Source organism: Gluconobacter cadivus (assembly GCF_015244745.1).
GTDB classification, from domain to species: domain Bacteria; phylum Pseudomonadota; class Alphaproteobacteria; order Acetobacterales; family Acetobacteraceae; genus Gluconobacter; species Gluconobacter cadivus.
Window position 1 is genome coordinate 40,214 of the sequence record NZ_JABCQI010000012.1, and the last position, 23,506, is coordinate 63,719.

Genomic DNA, 23,506 nt, shown 5'->3' on the forward strand with positions numbered 1-23,506 from the left:
GGATTTATTTTCCCGAATGTGCCGTCTCCGGCCTCCAGCACAACGCAGTTTCAAGCAGACTGTCGATCATCCGGGACAGGCGCACCGCTTTCTCCAGATCAATCGGCCACGGCGCCTCTTCGCTCCGCAAATAGGTGGACTGCGCAATTTCGAGCTGGACCGCATGGATTCCATGCTCGGGCCGCCCATAATGTCGCGTCGTGTATCCGCCCTTGAAACGGCCATTGACGACGTGGCTGTACCCCACATTCGCAGCCAACCGTTTTTCCAGAAGCGTCTGGAGTTCCCCGCCACAGGACTGCCCGCTATTGGTCCCCAGATTCAGATCCGGAAGCGCACCCTCAAACAACCGGGGAATCGTGGATTTGATGGAATGCCCGTCCCACAGAACCGCCCATCCCCATTTCTGGCGCAATCTTTCAAGCTCTTGCGCAACAGCATCATGGTAGGGGCGCCAGTACGTTTCCCGGCGCTCGGCGATCTCGCTTTCATCAGGCTCCTGCCCGGCCCGATAAATGGGCTGCCCGTCAAATGTCAGCGCTGGCACAAGCCCCGTGCTTGGACGTCCCGGATAAAGTGCCGCATCATCCGCGCCCCGGTTCAGATCCACCACATAACGGGAATGATTGGCCTTCAACACGCCCAGGCCCTTCGACAAGGCGCCTGCATAAAGATGCTCCATATACCAGTCGGTATCGGGCAACTGACGCCCGCGCTCTGTCATACGCCGCTCCATGCCAGGGGCCAGATGAGAGCCGGAATGAGGGAAGGTCACGAGCACCGGCATGGCCCCGCGAACAAAGGAAAAAATATCCGTCATGGTCAGGATTTCCTTATGGAATCAGAGATCGAGAAGAACCCGCACGGTACGTCGGAACGCCGCCGTTACGGCGTCATGGTTCAGGTGTCGTCCATCGCGCACGCACCACTGACCACCACACAGCACATCTTTCACGGGAGGCTGGCGTGATCCAAAAACAGCAGCATCAAGAACGGCATCGTCCTGAAGATACGGCAGCGGCAACAGGTCCTCATCCAGCACGCAGAGATCAGCCCGCGCTCCGACAACCAGCCCCCAGGACTCCAACCCACAGGCACGACGTCCGCCATCCAGCGCCTGCCGATATAGCCATCCCCCCGTAGATCCCAGCGCCTCGGCCGGGAGAGCCGCGCATCGCGTCTGCGTAAAAAGTCTCTGACCGTATTCCAGAGTCCGTAACTCTTCCCAGGGGCTGATCAGCACATTGCTGTCGCTCCCGATTCCGAAACGGCCTCCCGCATTCATATAAGATGCCAGCGGGAACAGACCGTCTCCCAGATTGGCTTCCGTAATCGGACAGAGCCCCGCCACAGCTCCGGAACGCGCCATATCCACAACTTCGGAAGATGACAAATGGGTCGCATGAACCAGACACCACCGCTCACCCACATCCGCCTGAGACAAAAGATATTCCACAGGCCGCGCGCCGACGGAGGCAATGCACTCCTCCACTTCCTTCTGCTGCTCGGCCACATGGATATGCACCGGCCCTGTCTGCGCAGACAGAAGATCTGCAACCGTCTTCAGATTGACCGCACGCAGCGAATGCAGTCCCAGCCCTACAGAGAGTAGCGGCGTTTCCGACCAAGCCGACCGGGTCTCGCTGATGATCTTCTCAATGAGTTCAGGCGTCGTCGCGAAACGCTCCTGCGCCTCCTGCAAAGGACGACCATCAAAGCCGCCGCGCTCATAAAGCGTCGGCAAAAGCGTCAGGCCAATCCCAACCGCATGCGCCGCCCCCCCTAACCGCAGAGACATTTCCGCCACCTGCCCATAGGATCCGCCACCCTGCGCATGATGCAGATAGTGAAACTCCGCGACCTGCGTATATCCAGCCGTCAGCATTTCCATATACAGGTAGCTTGCAATATCCTGCATCTGCTCGGGCGAAATGCGATGGGCAAGCTGATACATCAGCCGACGCCAGGTCCAGAACGTATCTGCCGGATTCTGACGGCTTTCCGCCAACCCTGCCATGCCCCGTTGAAACGCATGAGAATGGAGGCTCAGTTGTGACGAAACAACAATCGCTTTGCGTACAGCCCCGTCAGGCACATCGGCGTCCGGGACGATTGCGTCAAACCGTCCGGCAGAAGAAACAGAAATCCTTACATTTCTACGCCAGCCGTCCGGCAGAAGCGCCTGCTCAGCAAACAGTTCCATAACCTCAACATTCCTTCCCTCAGCACACGGAAAGTCTTTGCTTTTTCCATTGGTTGCATGATGATAATGGAATTATAAGACTTGTATATACCACCACAGCGGATTTGATGCCGCAAGGAAGAAAGCGAATGTGGGATACGCTCTGGACAGACATTCATGTCGCAACTGCCGATCCGGCACTGATGTCGGAAAAGGACGGTTATGGCTGCATCCACAACGCGGCCATCGGTATTGAAAACGGACGGATCTGCTGGGTCGGGGCCGCCCGCGACCTTCCTGAAGCTCCACAGGCTCTGGCACATGATATCCGTTCGGGACATGGCCTCTGGATGACGCCCGGCCTTGTGGATGCCCACACCCATGTCATTTACGCTGGCGATCGCAGTCTGGAATTTGCGGAACGTCTCAATGGCGTCTCATACGCAGAAATCGCGCGCAAGGGCGGCGGTATTCTCTCGACGGTCAATGCAACCCGCAGCGTGTCTGAAAACGAACTCTTCGACGTAACGGCCCGCCGCGTACGCCGCATGATTACCGAAGGCACGACGACCGTCGAAATGAAGTCTGGCTACGGCCTTACCTTGGAAGACGAACTTAAACAGCTCCGCGTTGCCCGTGCCATCGGGAACGCCCTGCCTATACGCGTTCATGCAACCTTCCTCGGCGCACATGCCCTGCCACCGGAATTCAGGGACCGTCAGGACGATTATGTCTCCCATCTCATCACGGACATTCTCCCTCAGGCCGTGAAAGAAAAGCTGATCGACAGCATTGACGGTTTTTGTGAAAATATTGCTTTCACCACCGATCAGATCGAACGCCTCTTCATGGCGGCACATGAGCTGGGAATTCCCGTCCGTCTCCATTCCGAACAGCTCTCGAACAGTGGGGGAACAAGGCTGGCTGCCCGCTACGGCGCTCTTTCGACCGACCATCTGGAATATGTCGTGGAAGACGATGTCATGGAACTCGCCAAAGCCAGCACGGTCGCCATGCTGCTCCCCGGAGCTTTCTACTTCATCCGGGAGACGCGCATACCCCCCGTGGACCTGTTCCGAAAACACAATGTTCCGATGGGACTTGCTACGGATTGCAATCCCGGAACCTCTCCAAGCGTCAGTCTCACCGGTATCATGAACATGGCCTGCACCCTCTTCCGCATGACCCCGGAAGAGGCGTTGTCCGCCGTGACCCGGATCGGCAGCCAGGCGCTCGGCCTTCAGAACATCACCGGCACGCTCACAACAGGAAAGGCGGCGGATATGCTTCTATGGGATATCGCTGGGCCACACGAACTTTCATACTGGATCGGAGGCAGAAGACCGCTTCATCGAATTTTTGACGGTAAACTGGACCCTGTGATATAAAATTACATAACCTTATCCATACAACCTCTTGTCTTAATTACAGTTTCGCCAGGATGTTTTTGGGATTGCCGCTCTCTAGCTGAAGGACAGCCCGCGACATGAAGATAGACGTCTCCCGGGAACGATCTCCTGCCCGTTACGAGCAGGTCAAAATTTATATTACCGAGCGTATTCAGGACGGAGAGTGGAAAGAGGGTCAAAAGCTTCCTTCCGAGAGCGAACTGGTCGAACTCCTCGGCGTCTCCCGCATGACGGTCCATCGGGCACTTCGCGAACTCATGACCGAAGGAATCGTGGTCCGCGCGCAGGGTGTGGGAACATTTGTCTCACGCCCTGCGCCAAAAGCCGATCTGTTGGAACTTCACGATATTGCCGATGACATTCTGAGTTCAGGCCATGTCCACACTGCCCAGGTCATCACACTGGAAGCCATCCGTGCTGACATCGACCTCGCATTTTCCTTCGATATGCGGCCAGGGAGCAAACTGTTTCACTCGGTGATCGTCCATTTCGAAGATGATATCCCGCTGCAGGTAGAAGAGCGTTTCGTCTCTCCTGCATTCGCACCTGAATACCTTCAGCAGGATTTCACCCTTACCCACCCTCACCGACATCTTTATCATATTTCCGGCCCTGACGAGATTGAGCACATTGTCTTCGCTGTCGCCCCCACTCAGGAATTGCAGTCCCTGCTGGACATCCCCCCCCACGCCCCCTGCCTCCAGCTTGTACGGCGCACATGGGTCAAAGGCCGCGTCGTCATGAAAGGCATCTTCACCTATCCAGGGAGCCGATACAGCTTGGGCGGCCGACGCAAATCTTCCTCAGACGATTTTTAGACTCCCGATTAGCAGTGGATGCTTGATCAATCAGGCTGTCAGTAAGTGTCAAGTTATGAAAGTGTTGGGAGATCATAAATCATTTAAAATTATTTTTTTCTTTAATTTAGACAGATAAAAATCTTCAGAAGTAAGAAAATTCTATCCTTATGCTTTGAGAAGAATAATTCCGATAGCTTGCCGGGATGCGAGACGCTTGTAAGCTTCCTCGTGTTCCTCCAGTTTACATGCGCTATCGATGACCGGTCGAACAACTCCCTTCTCAATGAAAGCCCGAATAGCGCTGAAGGCATTGGGCACGGCATCGTCCGTTTCCAGCCAAGCATCGTATCCGAGAAGGCGTTTTTCATGAATGACGACTTCAGCCAGATCCAGACAGGCTTCAGCGCTGCCAGCAAATCCAATGGACACAACTGAACCCCGCTCACGCAATGATTTTATCAGTTCCTTCAGCAGCGAGCCGCCAACTGGATCGAATGCGAGGTCGGCTCCCTGGCCCGCCGTAATGGAAAATACAACATCTGACAGGATCTCAGTTGAGAGATCTACAACCGCCGCCGCCCCACTCTTGCGGGCAGCTTCTGCCTTCAAGGGACTGGAAACGACTGCAACAGGCCTCGCCCCCAAAACTCGCGAAAGCTGGATCAAGGCGTGACCGACTGCTCCGGCTGCTCCGGCTGCTCCTGAAATCAGAAGCGTCTGCCCCGGTTCAATGTGTCCAACGCGTGTTAAGGCCTGGTATGCAGTTAAATAATTGATAGGGAGCGCCGCGCCTTCGTCCAAACTGATCGTGTCAGGCAATTCGAAAACATGATTGTTTTTGACGGATACATATTCCTGTTGCAAACCGTCTTCCGTGATCCCTAATTGGCCACCGCCGTAAATTGCAACACGCGTTCCAGGTTGAAAGAGGTCACTACCCTCTACTGTACCTGCGCCGTCATTGCTCAGAACCAGAGGGGCCTTGGATTTATTGAAAAGACCTCGACGAATTTACCCCGAAAGTTGATTGACCGTCGCGGCATGCATTTTGATCAAAGTATAACCTGACCGAGGCAAAGGTTTAGGGCGTTCCTCAATAGCCATTGAGGGGGCTGTTCCAAAAGACGTGCAAACCAGAGACTTCATGATGCTTCCCTCATGCTGAAAACGTTCGATGGTGACCGGCGGATTTCTGTTGATCGGTTTCGTAATCTTTGGACCGCCTCCTCTTACAAAATCACTCTGCTTTTCTATGGGCCGCCAGATAGAAGGCGCTCAGAATGACAATCAAAGCGCTCATCCAGAAATTGGCTCTCAATCCGAAATGATCGACTATTGCGCCCCCAAGACTTGAACCGACTGCAATGGCAACCTGCGCGGTAAAGGTGAACATGGCGGCCGCAGCTTCTGAATGGTCAGTCTCGATACTGCGATGCCAGGTATTGAGACACAGGGGCAGTGCTCCCCACGCGACGGCCCAGAGAAGAATGAGTACCGTTTCAAATTTTGGAAAGATCAGCAGCAGCGGCAGGAGCAGAAAGGGTATTGCCAGCGATATTTTTGAGGCAAAAAGCGTTGCCTTGAGATTTTTTTTCCAAAAAGCGGCTGGCCACGAGGTTGGAAGCAAACCCGATAGCACCATAAGCCAATAACAGGAGCGTCACCGCCGCTGAAGGAATACCTGTTTCATGGATAAGAGGGGCCAAGTAAGTATACGCTGCAAAATGGGCCGCAAAAACGGCAGCAATCATAACGATACTTTTCCGTGCTTCAGGCAGCCTGACGAATGCTTTGAAGTCCGTAAGCCGCACATGGCTTTCCGCTGGAACAACTGGAAGCATTCTCCACTGCATGAGTAAAGCGGCGATGGCGATGATTGCGGCAGCCACGAATGCACCGCGCCAGGATGAGTACTCGGCGACCAGAGATCCCATGGGAACCCCAAGGATCATGGCTGCCGTAACCCCTGCGAAAACAGCCGCGGCTGCCTTATGCGCTTTGTCTTTGGCAACGAGTTCTACTGCAACAGAGAGGCCCATGGCCCAGAATGCGCCCAGACTGATCCCGACCAGTGCGCGACTGAGCAGCATCACGGCAAATGTCGGTGCCATGGTGGCAATCAGGCAACCTGCGAGCAGAATAAGGGAGAGCCATAAAATAATCCTGCGACGATCTGTGCGTCCGGAAAACAGCATAACTCCAGGAGCAGAAAGTGCTGCCATCATTCCAGGAACTGTCATGGTAAGCCCCGCCGTTCCCGGACTTACAGAAAATGTTCTCGAAATATCAGGCAGGATACCGACAGGAAGAAATTCGGTGGTGACTGATGCAAATGAACCCAACGCCAGAGACAGAATAGCCAGCTTCTGGCGGGTAGGAGAAATCTCCCGAGAAATCAAATTCTGCATAATGGAAGCATATTTTCTGAAATTTTAGATCGGAAAGATGAATTCCGAGATACATCACTAATAAGATAAAGAATAATAAAATTATTATTTTCTGTTACTGATGTACTTATATTCATCTGCGGGACCAATTTCCATATGAATTGGGATGGGATCAATCCACACGAGGAGGATGCAGCCTTGACCTTCCTTGGAGATTTTCCTGTCTTAAAATCGAATTTTCCGCACGACTATAGAGTTTTTCATCAAAAGGTTTATGAGAAAATTTCAGCAATAAATATCTATCAATTATACACTGCTCATGAAATGCTCTGTTGTATGAAGCGGTCCGGGAAATCTCGTATCTTTTACGAGAGACGAAAGATAAGCGCCTTCACATCTGACCGAGATGGCGAGTTATCTGATGGGTACCGAGGCAGACCGCATGCACTTACCTGACAGGAGGTCTTCCATGGCGGATCAGCGTTCCAAAACGTTAAGACTTATTTTCCCTCAGTGGCAGGGCGGCGATAATCCGCCCTATTATCTGGGATCAAAACTTCTGGCTTGGCTGGCTCCTCCTTCTGCAGGCCCTGTTGAGGAGGTTCCGGTTGATGCTCCGACGGACGTCCCTTTACCAGTCGAGGATGAAATGCGGGGACGCAGTGTTCTGATGAAACAGATTCAGGACGCCCGGAAAATCATTGAACGCCATCAGCCGAAGTCACTGGCGGTGCTGGGCGGGGACTGTCTTGTCTCGCTCGTACCTTTTTCGTGGCTATCGGAGCGCTATGACGACAGGCTGGGTGTGCTCTGGATTGATACCCATCCAGACGTTCAGACCCCAAAGCAGTATACGAACGCTCATGCACACGTTCTGGGGGCTCTGTTAGGTCATGGCGATCCTGATTTGACCAAGGCAGTGACGAAGCCGCTTCCTGCAAAGAATGTGATGATTGCAGGCATCCATGACCCACTTCCGTTCGAAGCCCAATTCATTGCGGATCATGGATTGCGGACATGTTCACCCCAGCAGGTGCGTGATGGTGCACAGCCCGTCATGGAGTGGCTAGAAGACAGCCAGATTGAAGTCCTTGCCATCCATCTGGATCTGGATGTGCTGGATCCGCACAACTTCCGGTCTCTGCTTTTTGCAAAACCGGGTCGTGGCAAGCATGATTTCGGAGACGTTGCCGAAGGCAAGCTCAATATTCCCGATGTTCTGAAATTAATTCAGGAAGTGACAACCGAAAAAGAAGTGGTCGGTATGACGATTGCCGAACATATGCCTTGGGATGCGGTAAACTTGCAGGAAATGCTCAAACAGCTTCCTCTTATCGGAGGTTAAACCTTCGTCCGAGAGAGCCTGTATCCTTATACGCAGGCTTTCTCATTTTACTTTCATTTCCTCGACGAATAGCGACAGAGGCATCGAATGGCGATGGTGTCGGGGGTAGAAGAGATGAAACCCGAGATGCGTCGGACAGAATGGCTCCAGAACTGATATCAGTTTGCCATTCTGGATGTGTTCTTCGACGACGATTTTGGGAATGTAGGCGAGACCAATACCGTCCAGGCAGGCATCCCGTGCGCCGAACACATTATTGCATACAAACTGGCCGACAGGCTGAAACTTCAGGTCTTTACCCTTCTGTCTGAAACGCCACGGATAAATCTTTCCATGGGTTGGTAGACGGACCCCGATACAGTTGTGTTCGTGCAGGCTCGCCGGGGTTTTTGGGACGGCGTGGCTTTTGAAATAGGTCGAGGACCCAACAACAGCAAATGGGATGTCAGGGGACACAGGCACTGAAATCATCCCCTGAGTCACCAGTTCTCCAAGGCGCACACCTGCGTCAAAGCCTTCATCCACAATATCAATCAGGCGCAGATCCGTTGAAACCTCCAAGGAGATTTCGGGGTAGCTCTTTAGAAAATCTGCGATTCGGGGTCGAAGAAAGAAACCCAGAGATTCATCTGTCACGGTGATCCGCAGATTGCCTCTGGGACATTTGCGAAATTCATCTAGGCTGCTCATCCGGTTCTCGATTTCGTCGAAAAGCGGCTGAATATTCTGCAGAAGATAATCTCCCGCAGGCGTGGGAACGACACGACGTGTTGTTCTCGTCAGAAGGGTAACGCCCAGTCGTTCCTCCAGAAGACGCATGGTGTGGCTGATTGCGGAGGGCGTGACGCCTCTGCGAGCCGCTGCCTTTGTAAAGCTTCGTTCTTGCGCAACTGCCAGAAAAGAAAGCAGTTCGCTAAAATTTTCTCGTGACACTTGCTGACCAGAACCCTGTTTTATCGCGTGTTATTAGCGATAATCTTAGTGCGAAATGCCTTTGGGATCATAGTTTATCTTACTCTGGATGATTGGCTTTCACTCATCAATCAGGATCCTTTTAGCTTCTTAGAAGCCCTCTTTTCTATATTCCTTGTACAGAAAGAGAGATTCCGTTTCATCCCAATACACCTATCCGTTCAATGATGCAGGAGCAGCGAAACGGCTGCCGCCTTCACCTCGGACGCTTATTTCCAAGTAAAAATTTTGTTGAAATGAAGCTTGGTCGGTGGATTATTCCGACGCTTTTTGTCAAGGCTGCTAGTAGCGCGGATCGGTCACACCAAAGGCGATATGAATACCAAGCTGCATGCCAGTCACCGATCAGAATGGAGGACCGCTGAGCCTCTTCATGACAGCCGGACAGGTCAGTGATTACACTGGGTCTCTGCTCTGCTGAACAGCCTTCCGATAGCACGACGATCCGTGCCCATCACAATATAGCCGGGAACACGGCTGCAGGGGTCTTCAAAAAAGGAAGGCACACAAAACACCGAAAAGCTTGTGAAGTTTTTGGCCACTTCTAGGGAAGGACTTGGCAACAAGGTCTGCGTGGAAGCAGATGCTCGTAACAGGGCGTTATCTTGCATGCTTTCGCCCAGTCAGGTGCATGAACTGATTTGCACCCATGTTCTGCTCAACGATACTGACGCAAATTCCGCAAAGATCTCCGGAGCCGGAAACCCGTCCTGTCAACCAGACACGGAAGAATGATCTAGAACTCGCCCGCCCCGAATGAACTTATAGACACCAGTATTTCGTCGAAAACCTTTGGACAAGGATGCAACACTGGAGGCTTACCACAACCCGGTACGAGAAGACAGTTCGTCTCTACCACAGCAGACCAAATCCAGAACCGACAATCCCCAGATATTGATAAACGAAAATTCTATTCTCCGAACATGAAATCATGATTTCATGAAATACAAAAGTTAGAAAATAATTTGAAATGGTATATCTATTTTTTAATAAAAATATAAATAAAATCACACAAAATTTCTTTATATTTATTTTTTATATTTTTTTCTTGATAACTTCCATCAAGCAAGCATCTTAAAAATTTTAAAACTGAATGAAGTTTATTATTTGAAAAAATAGAGAGTCTATTTTTGTATTTTTTAGATAAAATTAAGTAAATAAAAGATGGTCTCTTATAAATATCCAATTCTTCATTTAAAAATGACTCAGATATTTTTGACATACTACAACAAGCCTGCAGCAATAAATTAATGTATTCCCCTCTATCTATGGAAATCAAATGAAATTTCTCTAAAATACGGTTCTTTCTACTTTTTTTACTCCCAAATACATTGTTCCCATGTTGCCTATAACGAGCTAATGGTTGGGAATCATACGCCATTGATCCGGCTGCTGTCCCAAGAAAATATGCCCATCTATCGTGTGAGAGCTTTTCTGTTCGACAAAACGGATCGGTAGGACGATCGTTGGAATCCACGGAATTCCAGACGCTCCTTTTTATAACTATACTGAAGCCGTAAACCAAATCCCATGGATCAAGATCTGCAATGCTATAAGTCCCACTTTGAAGGGGAAGACCGTGGTGGCCAATTATATTACCTTTTTCTGTAATTAATTTACTAGCATGTCCGAAGATCGCAATTTTAGAGTCGAAAAAAGATTTTTGAGCACGCTCTAGCTTGTCATTCTCCCAGATATCATCCTGATCGCAAAACGCAATTAAATCGCCGCTACACAAAGAGGCTGCCTTAAAAAAATTTCGATAAATCCTAATTTTTTATCATTTTTTATAATTTTCACCATAAAACTAGATTTTTTTGAGAAATTATCACAGATTTCTATTGTTCTATCACTTGAATAATCATCGCATATAATAATTTCGATAGGTTTGTATTTTTGATTTTCCAAAGACTCTAGTTGTTTTTGTATATATTTTTCTCCGTTATATGTGGCCATAGCTATGGATATGGTTTTATAATTCTGCATTTACATAACCTCTATAAAATCTTAATCTTTTCTATAACATACTAAAGAATTATAGCCAGACGAAGTATGCAGAAATATTAGCACTCTGAGCCGCTCCGGAATTGGCGGAGATCTATTCAGCGAAGAAAAAAGTTTGATGAGCCATTCTGTGAAAAAATTTTCCCCTGAGGTTCGTCCCGCCACAGTTCGACTGCTTCTGGAGCATGAAGGCGAGAATCCGTCGTATTGGACAGTATGGTATCGATTGCTGGCAAGATTGGCTGTTCGAGGCATACGCTGAACGAATGGGTCAAGAAGGCGAAGGTCGAGAGCGATAAGCGGGCCAGCGTTTTTTCTAAGACTGCAGATCAACCTATCAGCCTACTATGAGCAGTTGCGCAGACGACGCGCGATCAAAGACGAAGATCAGTCCAGAAATAGCATAATGCTACGTTGAAGCCGGAAATTCTGCGGTTTCCTCGGAGCATTTCTGCATCTACGGCGTGTGCAAGGTTTACGTCAGTTTCTTAAGGCGTATCGTCATTTAGCTTACGATGCCATAAGGCCTGTTTTCATCTGATCTTTGATATTTTTCTCCGTTTTTTGGAGATGTGTGGATGTGCCGATATGGTCTGAGCGATGATCAGTGAGAGCAGATAAAGGATCTTCTCCCGGGTCGGGAAGGTCATGTCGGCGGGACATCTACGGATAACCGGCTGTTTGTGGAAGCAGTTTTATATCGTTACCGCGCCGCCATTCCGTGGCGTGACCTGCCATTGCAGTTCGGGGACTGGAAGAATGTTCACAAACGACTGCGTCGCTGGTGCGGAAGCAGCGTGATTGAAAGGATTTTCCACCATCTGCTCGCCGATGATCGAGCCAATGAATACATGATGATTGACAGCCCGATTGTGCAGGCTCACCAGCATAGTGCGGGCGCCCATAAAAAAGGGGCGACGATCAGATCATCGGACGATCCCGTGGCGGACTAACCACGAAAATCCATGCCATTGTCGATGCTGCGGGCAAGGCCATGGCTCTTTCGCTGACACAAAGGCGAGAGCCGACACCACTGAAGCAGAACCTCTCCTCGATGAAATCGATCCCAAAGCCTTTATCGCCGACAAGGCGTATGATGCTGATCCGCTCATTGAAAAGCTTGAAGAACGGCAGATCACACCCGTCGTCTTCCATTTCCGGATGAACCGGGACTTCCGGTCAATGGAGACGTGGAATTTGTATCCAAAGAACGGGATGACGAGATCTGTTGTAGGGATAGTCCCGTCATCCTGCCGCTTCGCTTTGGTAAACTTCAGCGTCCAGCTTGCATGGCGATCTTTATGAGACAGCTTTGCGCTTGGCCTGCCAGTCTTCGGGAACACGTTTTACCCGGAAATCTGCTTTTTCAGCGTTCATATTGCGCGGCCTGGGAGCGGTTACCAGTACTACATCCAAGATATGGCCGGACATTCGCAGATAACCCGCGTCGCGCAGCGTATTATCAAAACGATCACACAGCCTTTCAATAGCACCCGCCTGGATCAGACACTCGCGAAACAGCCAAATCGTTTTGGCACCTCCATACAATCCTGAATGCAGGCCCTCAAAGGATTCAGGACACAGATACTGCCCGCCTGCGCAGAAGGCATTCCAGCAGACGGACCCCCTCCATGAAGTCATCCATCTCCATGCTTTCGTCTGGATTATGACTTCCGTTGCTATTGCGCACAAAGAGCATTCCCGTCGGGACGTTTTGCAAGGCAAATATCGCCGCATCATGCCCGGCACCGCTTGACATCGAAACGAAGGGAATGTTCAGCGAGGTTGCAATGATTTTTGCGTCCGCCTGCAAATCTGCATTCATGACGGCAGGTGTACTACAGGTCCTCGGCCCAAGCTCCACACGGACATGATAGTCCTGTTCAACACGACGCGCCTGTTGGATAACCAACCCGTTGACCCGCTCAAGAAGCGCTTCATCCCGGGAACGGATATCAATCACGAGATCCAGCTTCCCGGGAACCGCCGCAAAATTCGCTTGCGCCTCGTCGGTCCGGCAGACGCCAAACGTCAGAGTCATCTCTTCTCCGTCAGCTTCCGCCTGTTTCCAGGCCTCGTGCAGAGCAGTCATCATGCTGGCCCCAGCCATCACGGCGTCTGAACGGAAACGACGCGGCGTCGCCCCGGAATGAGCATATTGACCATGAATAACAGCCGAGCGATACCGCGTGCTCCCGCAAATTCCGGTCACGATCCCCACCGGAACATCCGCTTCCAGTAGAACAGGCCCCTGTTCGATATGCAGTTCGACGAAACAGTCGATTTTCGTGACATCCAGAACCGATGCTTTTCCGCACAGTTCGGGACTGGCGCCACAGTCCTGCATATGATGCCGCAGGCTCAGACCATCGTCGCTTCGCGGAGTTTCGAGCGCGGAAGGTTCAAGCAGTCCGAAAGCCGTTCGGCTTCCCAGATAAGACAAAGGAAACCAGACGCTTTCTTCTGCACGTGTCACGATCAGTGTCGTGTCCCGTTCCGGCCGAAAACCCGCTTTGACCCAGGCACAAAGCACAAGAAGACCAGCCACTGCACCCGCCGCTCCATCGAAATTTCCGCCACATGGAACAGTATCGAGATGCGATCCCGTCATGACGACTGGAAGGGTCCGGTCACGGCCAGGAAGCGTCAGGTAAAGATTGGAAGCCCAATCACGACTCACCTCTAATCCGTATTGCCCTGCCACCTCCATGAACAGGGCATGGGCGAGATTTTCTTCCCTTCCATAAGACGGCCGCGTCATGCCACGGCCGTCAAAACCGATCTCATACAAACGACTGAAAAGATGATGTCCGAGATCGACATCCATCACAGGCGCGGTCATGCTGTTTGTCTCGGGTTGACCAGAACAGAACATAAACAACCCTTACTGCTTGGCGAAAAGTTGCTGCATATTGGCGAAAGCTTTGAATTCCAACGCATTCCCTGCGGGATCGCAGAAAAACATCGTCGCCTGCTCGCCCGGCAGTCCCGCAAAACGGATCTGTGGCTCCATTCCAAAAGAAATGCCATGACCGCGAACACGCTCCGCCAGAACCTTCCAGTCCTCCATGTCAAGAACAACGCCGAAATGCGGGATAGGCACGTTATGACCGTCCACGGCTCCCCCTCCACCTTCACTACCACCGTGACAGGCATCAGGAACCAGGTGCGTAACGATTTGATGTCCATAAAGATCGAAATCGATCCAGGTTTCCGTACTCCGTCCCTCTGCACACCCGAGAACAGTTCCGTAAAAGATCCGGGCGGCTGCAAGGTCGTCGACCGGGAATGCGAGATGAAACGGATTAACCATGACTGCACCATGACTTTTCTGGAAAAATCCGCTGATATCATATTCGTCGGGGTAACAATCGTGCGAATATATGACTTCAGAAGAAGGTAAATCCGATGTCTGATCTCTTTCGCTACGTTACGCTACCCTGACAGACCCTTCGGAGACCTACTCATGGACACACGCTTCCTCGAAAGTTTCCTGATCGTTATCGAACAGGGTTCGCTTGCGGGTGCAGCACGTCAGCTCCGTCTTACCCCTGCCAGCGTTGCCCAACGGATCCGCGCGCTCGAAGACGAAATAGGCTGTCCGATTGTCCAGCGTGATGGGCGGAACGTCCGTCCTACGGAACAAGGGCTAGCCATCATCGAACAGAGCCGGGCGATCGTCACGAGCGTCCGGGATCTCTGCGCCATTGCTGCGAGTGACAAGCCTGTCGGGACCCTGAGGATCGGCGCGATATCAAGTGCGGCGAATGGCCTCCTCCCCCCTTATCTGAAACGTTTTTTCGAATGTTTCCCCGAAATCGAGCTGCATATTACTCCAGGCTCTTCATCCGGGCTGCATAACGCGGTTCTGGAAGGAAATATCGACGCTGCCTTCATCGTGGAGCCCCCTTTTGAAATTCCAAAAACACTAGTCTGGCAGACCCTGCGGTCCGAGCCTCTGGTCGTCCTGGCCCCGGAAGCTCTTCAGGAAACAGACCCCCACGAAATTCTCCGGAATCATCCCCTGATCCGCTATGACCGGATGCAGTGGGGTGGCCGCCTTGCTGACGAATATCTCCGAAAATCAGGGATATGGCCCCATGAACGTCTTGAACTCGACTCATTGGACGCCATTGCCATTATTGTCAGTCAGGGAACGGGCGTGTCGCTGGTCCCTGACTGGGCCCGTCCCTGGCCCGCAGGCGTCCATCTAAAAAAAATCCCGCTCCCGGCCCCGGCTCCCTGCCGAAATCTGGGCTTTCTGGTCCAGCGGAACTCACCGCGTCTCAGCCTGTTCAACCGCCTCCTCGAAATCCTTCAGAAACCTCTGACCACGTCGTAAGAGCCGCCAGAGCTGCCCGGCTCCGTGAGAAGCCCGGTTTTCCCATATCGTGAAGATAGGAAAACCATCACCGTAAAGAGCGTCCTGAAACTGGACACCTCATGCATCTTCGATAACCATACCGGAACAGAAATGCTTTTTCCAAAGCATCAATTTTTCAACTGATGTTCCGGACCGCCTGATGAAGATTTGCCTGACGGGTGACAGTATTCTCTTTCGGCAACTCAACAGCCGCACTGACCCCGGACTGTCGCCCCTTTTCGACATGATCCGCGCCTGCGATGTTTCGTTCACCAATCTCGAACTGGTACCGAACGATTTCGTGGGTGATCCAGCCCTTGATATGGGCGGCACGCATTTTGGCGCCTCATCCCGGGTTCTGGATGACCTGAAAGAGGCCGGTTTCGACCTTTTTGCAGCGGCAACTAACCACTCGCTGGATTACAGCATCTCCGGCCTGCGCAAGACGTTGGACGAGCTCAACCGCCGAAATCTGCATCATGCCGGGATCGGCCTTCATCTGGAAGATGCCAGACGCCCCGCCTATTTTACGCATCCTGCAGGTACGGTCTCCATGCTGTCCTGCACCTCCACCTTTGCCAGAGGGCAGGAAGCAGCCATGCAGACGAGCGCGATGCAGGGACGCCCCGGCATCAATCCGCTACGCTACAACACGATGCACCACGTCTCTGCCGATGACATGACATCCCTGAGGGAGATCTACCGGAAGCTCGGATTACAGAGGGTCAAGGACGACAAAATCCAGCTTGGTTTCGCCTTTCCCGCCCCCGAGGGGGTTCTCGCCTTCGAAAACCTGAATTTTCAGGTCGGTCAGGAAACGAAAGTCAGCACCACCCCGAACCCGACGGACACACAGGCCCTGCATCGCTGGATCACAGAAGCACGGATGGTTTCCGATACGGTCATTCTGAGCATTCACGCGCATGAAAGCGGATATAACGCCAACGGAGAACTGGACGTAGAAATTCCGGCCGATTTTCTCGTAACCGCAGCCCGTCAGGCAATCGACGCCGGTGCGGATATCGTTGCTTGTCACGGACCACATCTGTTGCGGGGCCTCGAAATTCATAACGGCAAACCGATCTTTTACAGTCTGGGTAATTTTATAGGCCAGAATGAACTCGTGGAGCGCCTCCCGATCGAATCCTATATGGCGAACCGCGTAAGTCCGGAGCTAACACCTCATCAGCTTTATAAAGCTCGCAGCAACAACGATGCGAAAGGTTTCCCCGCCGAAAAACGTTTCTGGGAAACCATCATGCCGATCTGCACTTATCAGAACGGAAAGCTCGAAAGTCTCGAAATCCATCCGATCACACTCGGCCTGGGCCTGGCTGCCCACAGACGCGGAGTGCCCTCCCTGGCCCACGGCGAGGAAGGGCGAAATATTCTGGAAACATTTGCCACTTTGTCTAGGTCTTTCGGAACCGACTTCCAACAAGCAGGAACCGATAATGCGCCGATCCTTCTATGGCGTGCAACAGCCTGAAGGCTCTTCATAACATCCGAAACTACTGAGGAGGCATATTGCTGCGGGATGCCTCTTCCAGATACCGGATCAGAGCCTTGCAGCCCTCCGTCATTCGGCCGCGTAAGGTCATCACACCGACATCCCGCACGATCTTCTGGTCTCCCAGAGGCAATATACGGATATTCGGCACAACACTAACCGCAAAGATATAGGGAACAATCGAACACCCCATATTATTGGCGACCATCTGCAGAATTGTATGAAGATCTTCAGTCTCGATGACCTCATGGGGAGAAAGCCCCTGCGTCCTGAGAAATCGATCCAGCGTACGCCCCCCAAAAGAACGGCTGTCATAGCGAATAAAAGGCTGGCCTTCGAGGATCTGTCGCCAGTCTGCGCCTTCGACATGAGCAGGGACGACCATGACATAGTCCTGTTGCACGACAGGATGCCACTGCATGTATGGCATCAACCCAAAAGGTGGCCGGACGATCAGCGCAGCATCCAGCTCTCCCGCATCCAGACGATCCAGCAAACTCATGGAAGTCCCTGGAACAATCCGTACTTTCAGATCCGGAAGCTCAAGATGCAACCCCGCAATAGCAGGGGCAAGCAAGCTGGTCTGAGCGGTTGAAATAGCGCCCACCCGCAACAGTTCGGTTTCTGGCTTGAGATGCGAGGCCCCCCGAAGCGCCTCAAAAGCCGAAAGGATATCTTCGACCTGACATAAGATACGACTCCCCGCTGCCGTCAGAGTTACCGACCTGCCTGTGCGCTCAAAAAGATCATAGCCAAACTCTTCTTCAAGCCGACGAATCTGAGCACTGATTGCCGACTGCGTCACCCCGATCGCCTTGGCTGTCGCGGCAAAACTCTCGGTCCGGGCAGCAACGACAAATGTTCTGAGTTCGGGAATCACGACTCGACAGACAAAAAAATTTTCTCTCGTTTCAGTTTTTACTCATTTTTTTTGTCCGTTCAAGCGATGCTGTCTTTTCGTCAAACAGGACTCAGCCTTAGGTGCTCGGTTAAATCAATCAGATTCGCCTAGCAAAGCGGCAGAAAAAGAGAGTTTGTTCCTTAATAAAAACATTTTAGTTGTCGTTTCGTTATGTGTGTGATTTGTTCATGAAAAGCATATATTCGAATGGTCGGCCAACACCGGCTGGCAAAGGGGATGCCCATGAGCAAGTGTTTTGGACCCAAGGCTTTCCTAATGTGTGGCGCTGCCTTGAGCTCGCTCGTTTCGCTTTGTCCAACCGCCCAAGCCACGTCTACCAGAGTGACGACGCACACACATTCCGCGCACAGACGGGTCACAACCTCGCCTGCAAGGGCCACCACTACCACTTCTGCAAGACCCTCCTCTCGCAGAACATCCATCATTTCAAGGTCGGGTCCAGAAGAGATGCGCGTCACCGGGACGGCCTCTACCGGCCAATCCGTGATGAATCCCTCCACCCCGGTTCACAGTACCACACAGGTTACGGTAGTATCCGGCAGCCAGCTTCTGGCCACCGGCCAGACAAACGTCATGCAGGCCCTCGCCCAAGCCTCGGCTTCCATTACGTCTCCGCCACAATCCGGCGTCGGAAACAGCGGCTTCATTCAAACCATGCAGCTTCGCGGCCAGTCCGCCGACGATACGCTGATCCTCGTCAACGGACATCGTCGCCATATCGGTGCGAATTTCAACGCCAATGCCGGTCCGAACTGGGGCACCGAACCCACCGATATTTCCCTGATCCCGATTTCGGCAATCGATCATATCGAAGTCATTACCGAAGGCGCGACCGCGCTCTACGGTCAGGATGCTTTAGCAGGTGCGGTCAATATCGTCCTCAAGCAGCGCACGCATGGTGGCTCCATCAATTTCCAAAACAGCGGCTTTTACGCCGGTGACGGGCAGGCGCTGAACGGTTATGCGGATTGGGCCACAGCACTTGGCAAAAACGGCGGCTATCTCGATCTGGCGGCGCAGGTTACTCACCAGCTTCCCACCAACCGCAGCGGCCTTTTCGTCGGACAACTCTATCCGGTTGGGGATTCCCGCAACGAAACAGCCAGCCGCGATGTGCAGCGCGGCCTCGGCATCCCGAAATCGACGCTGGAAACCATCAGCGAAAACATGGCGATCCCGCTGAACGAAAACCTCAGCCTCTACAGCACCTCGACCTTCAGCCATCGTAAGGCCCATGTGGCCGAAACCTACCGAAGTGCTGGGAACAGCTTGACCAATATCAATCTCTGGCCCAATGGCGCACAGCCCTATATCGGTATGGACCAGTACGATTTCGAAACAGATAACGGTATCAAGGCGCATAAATTCGGCTTCGCCTGGGACGCCTACGTCAATTACGGTCGTGACGATCAGGCCTATTCGACCCTCGACAGCAACAACATGTCTCTCGGCGATGCCAGCCCACGCGATTTTTATGACGGCAAAACCATCACTTCAGAGCTTTCGACCGGCATACGAGGCTCGCGCTTCTTCAACACGTCATGGTTGCCTAAGCCGATTGCCCTGCGCTTTGGCGGCGAATACCGTCGTGACACCTTCCAGATGACGGAAGGCGAGGAAGCCTCATGGATCGGCCTCGGCGCAACCGACCATGCCGGTAACGTCCCGCTCGCCGTCACCAATCGCGGACGCGACATCTACGACGGCAACGTCAACCTCGATTTCTACGTTACGAAAAAATGGGAATGGTCCCTCGGTGGCCGCGCCACGAGCTACAACCATCTCGCCACCGTCACGACCGGTTCGATCGGAACACGCTACAACTTCAACAAACACTGGGCCATCCGCGCCAGCATCAACACCGGTTACCGCCCGCCAACACTGGGTCAGACCTATTATTTCTATAACGCCCCCTTCGCCAACTACGCCGTGGACCAGCTCCCCAACAGCAGCGCCGCCGCAAAGGCGCTCGGCGCAGGCCATATCAAGGGCGAATATTCCCGCAACTATAGCATCGGCATCGACGCCACGCCCCTCAAGGACTGGAACGTCACCGCAAACCTGTATTACATCGCCATCAACGACCGTCTGGCCAGCACCACGACCCTCGGCGGCGCGGGTGTGGCCGATATTCTCGAAGCGTCTGGCCTGAACAACGTCACCTACGCCTCCTATTACACAAACCCCGTCAATACCCAGACCTATGGCGGTGACATCGACACTAACTACACCCTGCACACCAAACGCGCCGGAACATTCCGCTTCGACTTCACATTCAACTACTCCGACAACGAAATCCGCAGTCGCAACAAGACACCCACTGTACTGGCGAACATGGGCCTGTCCACGTTCAACACCTATGCCGAAGAAATGCTTCTGCACTCCGCGCCGAAGAACCGCGAAAACCTCACGGTCAACTGGAATTACGGCAAGTGGAACGTCATGGTGCAGGAACAGCGCTACGGCTCCATCATTTTCCTCGCCAGCCCCACGGCGGCTCCGATGGAACAGCGCCCGGCTTTCCTGACCAACATGTCCGTCAGCTACAAGATCCTGCCAAAATGGAGCGTCACGGTCGGCGCGAACAACCTGGGCAACAAATATCCGACCCGCGTTCCCAAGGCGACCGCAGCACCGCTCTTTAACGAATACAAATATGCCTATTACTCACCTTACGGCTTCAACGGTGGCATGTACTATATCCAGACCGGCCTGACATTCTGAACGCGAACGGAAAGAGGCGCAGTTTCTTGCAGACAGTTCCAGAAGATCGCCGGCCTTTCCGGTTCGTCATATACGCCCTCACCATCGCCATGTGCGTGATCTGCTACGGAGACCGGGCCGCCCTGTCCGTAGGCATGCCCCAGATCGCGCATGAATTCGCCCTCACACCCGGGGAGACAGGCTGGGTCCTCTCCAGCTTCCTCTGGTCGTACTTCATCCTCAACCTGCCCAGCGCGATCCTGCTGGACCGCTTCGGTGTGCGGATCATTGGCGCGGCCGCCGTGGCCCTGTGGTCGCTCGCCATGATCCTTGGCAGCCTGACCGCCACTGTCCCGGCCTTCATCGCCACCCGCATCCTGCTGGGCATAGGAGAAGCGCCTACCTTCGCACTCGGCAACAAGGTCGTCCGGGCTTGGGCGCCGTTGCACGAACGTGGACTGATGATGACTGCCTTCATCTGCGGCATCCCCATCGGGCTAGCCTGCGGTGCCGCCTCGGGCGGATGGCTGATTGCCCATTACGGCTGGCGCCCGGCGTTTTCGCTGCTCGGCGCGCTCGGGCTGGTCTGGTCCGTGGTCTGGCTCCTGACCCATCCGCGCCCCGCACGCTGCACACAGGCAACGTCCTTTTCCCTAATCTCGGTGCCGACCCTGTTCCGCTCTTCGGCATTCTGGGGCATCGTGATCGCGCAGTGCTGCGCCAATTATGCCAACTTCCTGCTGATGTCCTGGCTGCCGATCATCATGCGCCAGACCCTGCATCTCGGCACCGAACAGTCCGGAGCCTATACGGCCTATTGCTATGTCGGCGCGGCCATCCTCTCGATCACGGCAGGAAAGGTTGGCGAAACGCTCGTTCGCGGATCAAATCTTTCTCTGGGAGGACGCCGCACGGTCGTGTGCCTGTATCTCGTTCTCGCCTCCTCCATGGGGTTTCTGCCGCTCTGCGGAACGGCCGCGACCATCATTCCGCTCCTCGCCGTCTCCATGGCCTTCATGGCAGGCGGAACGGGCGCCAACATGGCCCTTCTGGCGGACCTGCTTGTGGAAGACGAAATCCTCGGCTCCGTGACCGGCCTGACCCTGACCTTCTCCAACGGCCTCGGCATTCTGGCCCCGGTCATGACAGGATATCTGCTTCAGGCCACCGGCAATTTCCATGGTGTTTTCTACATCACAGGCGTCATTATCCTGTGCGGCGCGCTGGCCGCTGCCCTCCTTCCCCGGCGGCCGTTCCATGGCCGCTCCCAGCCGGATCAGACTGCATGACCCGTATTCATATGGCAGGCGCGGGCGGCCTCCTGCTGGACGCCGCCGACGGGCCGTTCAGTGACACAACACAGCGCCGCATCTGGGCCACCAGCCGCGAACTGAACACCCGGCCTGACGTCCTCCAGACAATCCCCGGCGTCAACAACCTTCTCGTCACGTTCGACGCCGTACAGACTGACCCTTCCGTCATGGAAGAGCTGCTCCGGACCGTCTGGACACAGGCCTCCGCCGAAGAGGTGCCGTCCCGCGAGATCGTGGTGCCGGTCGTCTATGGCGGCGCGTTCGGCGAAGATCTGGCGCTCGTCGCCCGCTTCGCCAACCTGACGGAAGAGGAAACCATCGACGCCCACATGGCCGGTCGCTACAGCGTCGCCGCCATCGGCGCCATGGCGGGCTTCGTGTACCTGACGGGGCTGGACCCGCGTCTGGCCATCCCCCGCCGCGACTCCCCGCGTCTGCGGGTGGAGGAAGGGGCTGTGGTCATCGGCGGCGGCCACGCAGGCATGATGCCCTGCACCTCGCCGTCGGGCTGGCATATCCTCGGCCGGACGGATCTGTGCCTGTTCGACGCCTTCCGTCCCGAACCCGGCCTGCTGCGTCTGGGCGACACCGTCCGTTTTGTGAGGGCCTCATGATCGAAATCCTGACCGGCTCCTCCCTCAACACAATTCAGGATTTCGGCCGCCCTCACGCCATGGCCATGGGCGTGGCGCAGGGGGGCGCCATGGACCGTCTGGCTCTGAGCCACGGCAACCTGCTCCTCGACAATCCCGTGGATGCTGCCGGGATCGAGATCGTATTTTTCCCCTTCCGCGTGCGCTTTCACACCGAGACGTCCTTTGCCGTCACCGGGGCCGCCTGCCCCGCCACGCTCGACGACCTGAAACTCCCGCGCGACTGGGCCATCACCGCCAGACCCGGCCAGACCCTGACGCTCCGCGCGCCGGAACAGGGCGCCCGCGCCTATCTGACGCTCCGGGGCGGCCTGGACGTGCCCCCGGTTCTGGGCGCGCGCTCGACGGATCTCAAAGGCGGCTTCGGCGGCCTTGAGGGGCGCGCCCTTCAGAAAGGCGACCGCCTCTCCTGCCTCCCGGCCTCCACGCTCCGTCTGCCCGCCGCAGGCTATGGCCTCGCGCGCGCCTGCCCGCTTCCCCCCGCAGACGGCACCCGGATCCGCGTCCTCCCTGCAGCCGAACACGACGTCTTCACGCCCGAAAGCCTGAAAACCTTCCACGCCGCTTCCTGGACCCTGACCCCCAGCGCAAACCGCATGGGCTATCGGCTCGAAGGGCAGACCCCCCTGAAACTCTCACACCCGCTCAGCCTGTTTTCCCACGGCATCCTGCCCGGAACCGTTCAGGTGCCGCCCGCGGGCCAGCCGATCATCCAAATGATGGATGCCAATACCTGCGGCGGCTATCCCAAGATCGCCACCGTAATTGCGCCCGACCTGCGCCTGCTGTCCCAGACAATCGTCGGCGCACCTGTCCATTTCGAAACCATCACGCGCGATGAGGCGGTGCAGATCATCCGGCAGGCGGCTGCGGATCTGAAGCGCCTTGCCACCGAAATTGCCACACTCCGCACACAGCTCGTTTTCTGATGCCCTGTTATTTC

20 protein-coding genes and 4 pseudogenes are annotated in these 23,506 nt (G+C 54.1%); 11 read left to right on the forward strand and 13 right to left on the reverse strand.

The genetic code is table 11. The features are described 5' to 3' along the window. Window positions 1-4: 4 nt before the first annotated feature. Window positions 5-820, reverse strand: coding sequence for an N-formylglutamate deformylase (hutG, locus tag HKD28_RS14560; RefSeq protein ID WP_194268949.1), 816 nt, complete (start codon window positions 818-820; stop codon window positions 5-7). A 21-nt stretch (window positions 821-841) separates the two neighbouring features. Next, window positions 842-2,203, reverse strand: a complete 1,362-nt coding sequence (locus HKD28_RS14565) for a formimidoylglutamate deiminase (RefSeq protein WP_194268950.1) — start codon at window positions 2,201-2,203, stop codon at window positions 842-844. 128 nt (window positions 2,204-2,331) lie between these two features. On the opposite strand from HKD28_RS14565, the gene hutI reads away from it, so the two are divergent. Both hutI and hutC read left to right on the forward strand, forming a co-directional pair. Next, window positions 2,332-3,570, forward strand: coding sequence for an imidazolonepropionase (gene hutI / locus HKD28_RS14570; RefSeq protein ID WP_194268951.1), 1,239 nt, complete (start codon window positions 2,332-2,334; stop codon window positions 3,568-3,570). A 98-nt stretch (window positions 3,571-3,668) separates the two neighbouring features. Further along, window positions 3,669-4,409: a histidine utilization repressor gene (gene hutC, locus HKD28_RS14575; protein WP_194263200.1), complete on the forward strand. Its 741-nt coding sequence runs from the start codon at window positions 3,669-3,671 to the stop codon at window positions 4,407-4,409. 147 nt (window positions 4,410-4,556) lie between these two features. On the opposite strand, the gene HKD28_RS14580 is transcribed toward hutC, so the two are convergent. The 3 genes from HKD28_RS14580 to HKD28_RS14590 all read right to left on the reverse strand — a co-directional run bounded on the left by HKD28_RS14580 (window position 4,557) and on the right by HKD28_RS14590 (window position 6,799). Next, window positions 4,557-5,255 (reverse strand): quinone oxidoreductase family protein, encoded by a 699-nt coding sequence (locus tag HKD28_RS14580; RefSeq protein ID WP_207729019.1) that lies wholly within the window; start codon window positions 5,253-5,255, stop codon window positions 4,557-4,559. 373 nt (window positions 5,256-5,628) lie between these two features. Next, on the reverse strand, window positions 5,629-5,784 hold the full coding sequence (locus HKD28_RS14585; protein WP_194268952.1) for a hypothetical protein: 156 nt from the start codon (window positions 5,782-5,784) through the stop codon (window positions 5,629-5,631). A 106-nt stretch (window positions 5,785-5,890) separates the two neighbouring features. Further along, window positions 5,891-6,799, reverse strand: coding sequence for an MFS transporter (locus tag HKD28_RS14590; protein WP_194268953.1), 909 nt, complete (start codon window positions 6,797-6,799; stop codon window positions 5,891-5,893). 448 nt (window positions 6,800-7,247) lie between these two features. Between HKD28_RS14590 and HKD28_RS14595 the strand changes: the two genes are divergently transcribed. Further along, entirely contained in the window at window positions 7,248-8,123 is an 876-nt protein-coding gene (locus HKD28_RS14595) for an arginase family protein (protein WP_194268954.1), read from the forward strand. Between the two features lie 42 nt (window positions 8,124-8,165). Here the strand turns inward: HKD28_RS14595 and HKD28_RS14600 are convergent, their stop codons facing one another. Next, entirely contained in the window at window positions 8,166-8,813 is a 648-nt protein-coding gene (locus HKD28_RS14600) for a LysR substrate-binding domain-containing protein (RefSeq protein ID WP_235993541.1), read from the reverse strand. Between the two features lie 63 nt (window positions 8,814-8,876). Further along, window positions 8,877-9,056 (reverse strand): annotated as a pseudogene (locus HKD28_RS15965) (LysR family transcriptional regulator); the annotation flags it as partial. A gap of 333 nt (window positions 9,057-9,389) precedes the next feature. Between HKD28_RS15965 and HKD28_RS14605 the strand changes: the two are divergent. Next, window positions 9,390-9,533, forward strand: a pseudogene (locus tag HKD28_RS14605) (IS5/IS1182 family transposase); the annotation flags it as partial. A 541-nt stretch (window positions 9,534-10,074) separates the two neighbouring features. On the opposite strand, the gene HKD28_RS14610 reads toward HKD28_RS14605, so the two are convergent. After that, the gene (locus HKD28_RS14610) at window positions 10,075-10,833 is read right to left on the reverse strand and encodes a glycosyltransferase family protein (RefSeq protein WP_194268956.1); all 759 of its coding nucleotides are present in this window, start codon (window positions 10,831-10,833) and stop codon (window positions 10,075-10,077) included. Continuing rightward, a complete protein-coding gene (locus HKD28_RS14615; protein ID WP_194268957.1) occupies window positions 10,815-11,081 on the reverse strand; it encodes a glycosyltransferase in 267 nt (88 codons plus the stop codon). Before HKD28_RS14615 ends, HKD28_RS14610 begins: the two co-directional genes overlap by 19 nt. Before the next feature lie 635 nt (window positions 11,082-11,716). On the opposite strand from HKD28_RS14615, the pseudogene HKD28_RS15830 reads away from it, so the two are divergent. After that, window positions 11,717-12,248 (forward strand): annotated as a pseudogene (locus HKD28_RS15830) (IS5 family transposase); the annotation flags it as partial. Here HKD28_RS15830 and HKD28_RS15835 read toward each other — a convergent pair. The 3 genes and pseudogenes from HKD28_RS15835 to HKD28_RS14635 form a co-directional block, all read right to left on the reverse strand. Next, a pseudogene (locus HKD28_RS15835) lies at window positions 12,242-12,635 on the reverse strand (IS5/IS1182 family transposase); the annotation flags it as partial. The pseudogenes HKD28_RS15830 and HKD28_RS15835 sit on opposite strands and share 7 nt — an antisense overlap. A gap of 37 nt (window positions 12,636-12,672) precedes the next feature. Then, a complete protein-coding gene (locus HKD28_RS14630; protein WP_235993532.1) occupies window positions 12,673-13,941 on the reverse strand; it encodes a Zn-dependent hydrolase in 1,269 nt (422 codons plus the stop codon). A 42-nt stretch (window positions 13,942-13,983) separates the two neighbouring features. Continuing rightward, the gene (locus tag HKD28_RS14635; protein WP_194268960.1) at window positions 13,984-14,412 is read right to left on the reverse strand and encodes a VOC family protein; all 429 of its coding nucleotides are present in this window, start codon (window positions 14,410-14,412) and stop codon (window positions 13,984-13,986) included. 153 nt (window positions 14,413-14,565) lie between these two features. Here HKD28_RS14635 and HKD28_RS14640 point away from each other — a divergent pair, with 153 nt between their 5' ends. Both HKD28_RS14640 and HKD28_RS14645 read left to right on the forward strand, forming a co-directional pair. Next, the gene (locus HKD28_RS14640; protein WP_194268961.1) at window positions 14,566-15,441 is read left to right on the forward strand and encodes a LysR family transcriptional regulator; all 876 of its coding nucleotides are present in this window, start codon (window positions 14,566-14,568) and stop codon (window positions 15,439-15,441) included. Window positions 15,442-15,622: 181 nt separating this feature from the next. Continuing rightward, entirely contained in the window at window positions 15,623-16,951 is a 1,329-nt protein-coding gene (locus HKD28_RS14645) for a CapA family protein (RefSeq protein ID WP_099287359.1), read from the forward strand. A 22-nt stretch (window positions 16,952-16,973) separates the two neighbouring features. On the opposite strand, the gene HKD28_RS14650 is transcribed toward HKD28_RS14645, so the two are convergent. Beyond that, window positions 16,974-17,852: a LysR substrate-binding domain-containing protein gene (locus HKD28_RS14650; protein WP_194263406.1), complete on the reverse strand. Its 879-nt coding sequence runs from the start codon at window positions 17,850-17,852 to the stop codon at window positions 16,974-16,976. A 264-nt stretch (window positions 17,853-18,116) separates the two neighbouring features. Here HKD28_RS14650 and HKD28_RS14655 point away from each other — a divergent pair, with 264 nt between their 5' ends. Genes HKD28_RS14655 through HKD28_RS14670 form a run of 4 tightly spaced genes read left to right on the forward strand, consistent with a single transcriptional unit; the run spans window position 18,117 to window position 23,492 of the window. After that, window positions 18,117-20,618, forward strand: a complete 2,502-nt coding sequence (locus tag HKD28_RS14655; RefSeq protein ID WP_194268962.1) for a TonB-dependent receptor plug domain-containing protein — start codon at window positions 18,117-18,119, stop codon at window positions 20,616-20,618. A gap of 26 nt (window positions 20,619-20,644) precedes the next feature. Continuing rightward, window positions 20,645-21,886 carry an MFS transporter gene (locus HKD28_RS14660; protein WP_194268963.1) on the forward strand — a complete coding sequence of 414 codons (1,242 nt, stop codon included), beginning with the start codon at window positions 20,645-20,647 and terminating at the stop codon, window positions 21,884-21,886. Beyond that, complete coding sequence (gene pxpB / locus HKD28_RS14665; RefSeq protein ID WP_194268964.1) at window positions 21,883-22,524, forward strand: 5-oxoprolinase subunit PxpB; 642 nt, start codon at window positions 21,883-21,885, stop codon at window positions 22,522-22,524. The genes HKD28_RS14660 and pxpB overlap by 4 nt, the downstream gene beginning before the upstream one ends. Beyond that, complete coding sequence (locus tag HKD28_RS14670) at window positions 22,521-23,492, forward strand: 5-oxoprolinase subunit C family protein (protein WP_194268965.1); 972 nt, start codon at window positions 22,521-22,523, stop codon at window positions 23,490-23,492. Before pxpB ends, HKD28_RS14670 begins: the two co-directional genes overlap by 4 nt. Window positions 23,493-23,506 lie beyond the last annotated feature (14 nt).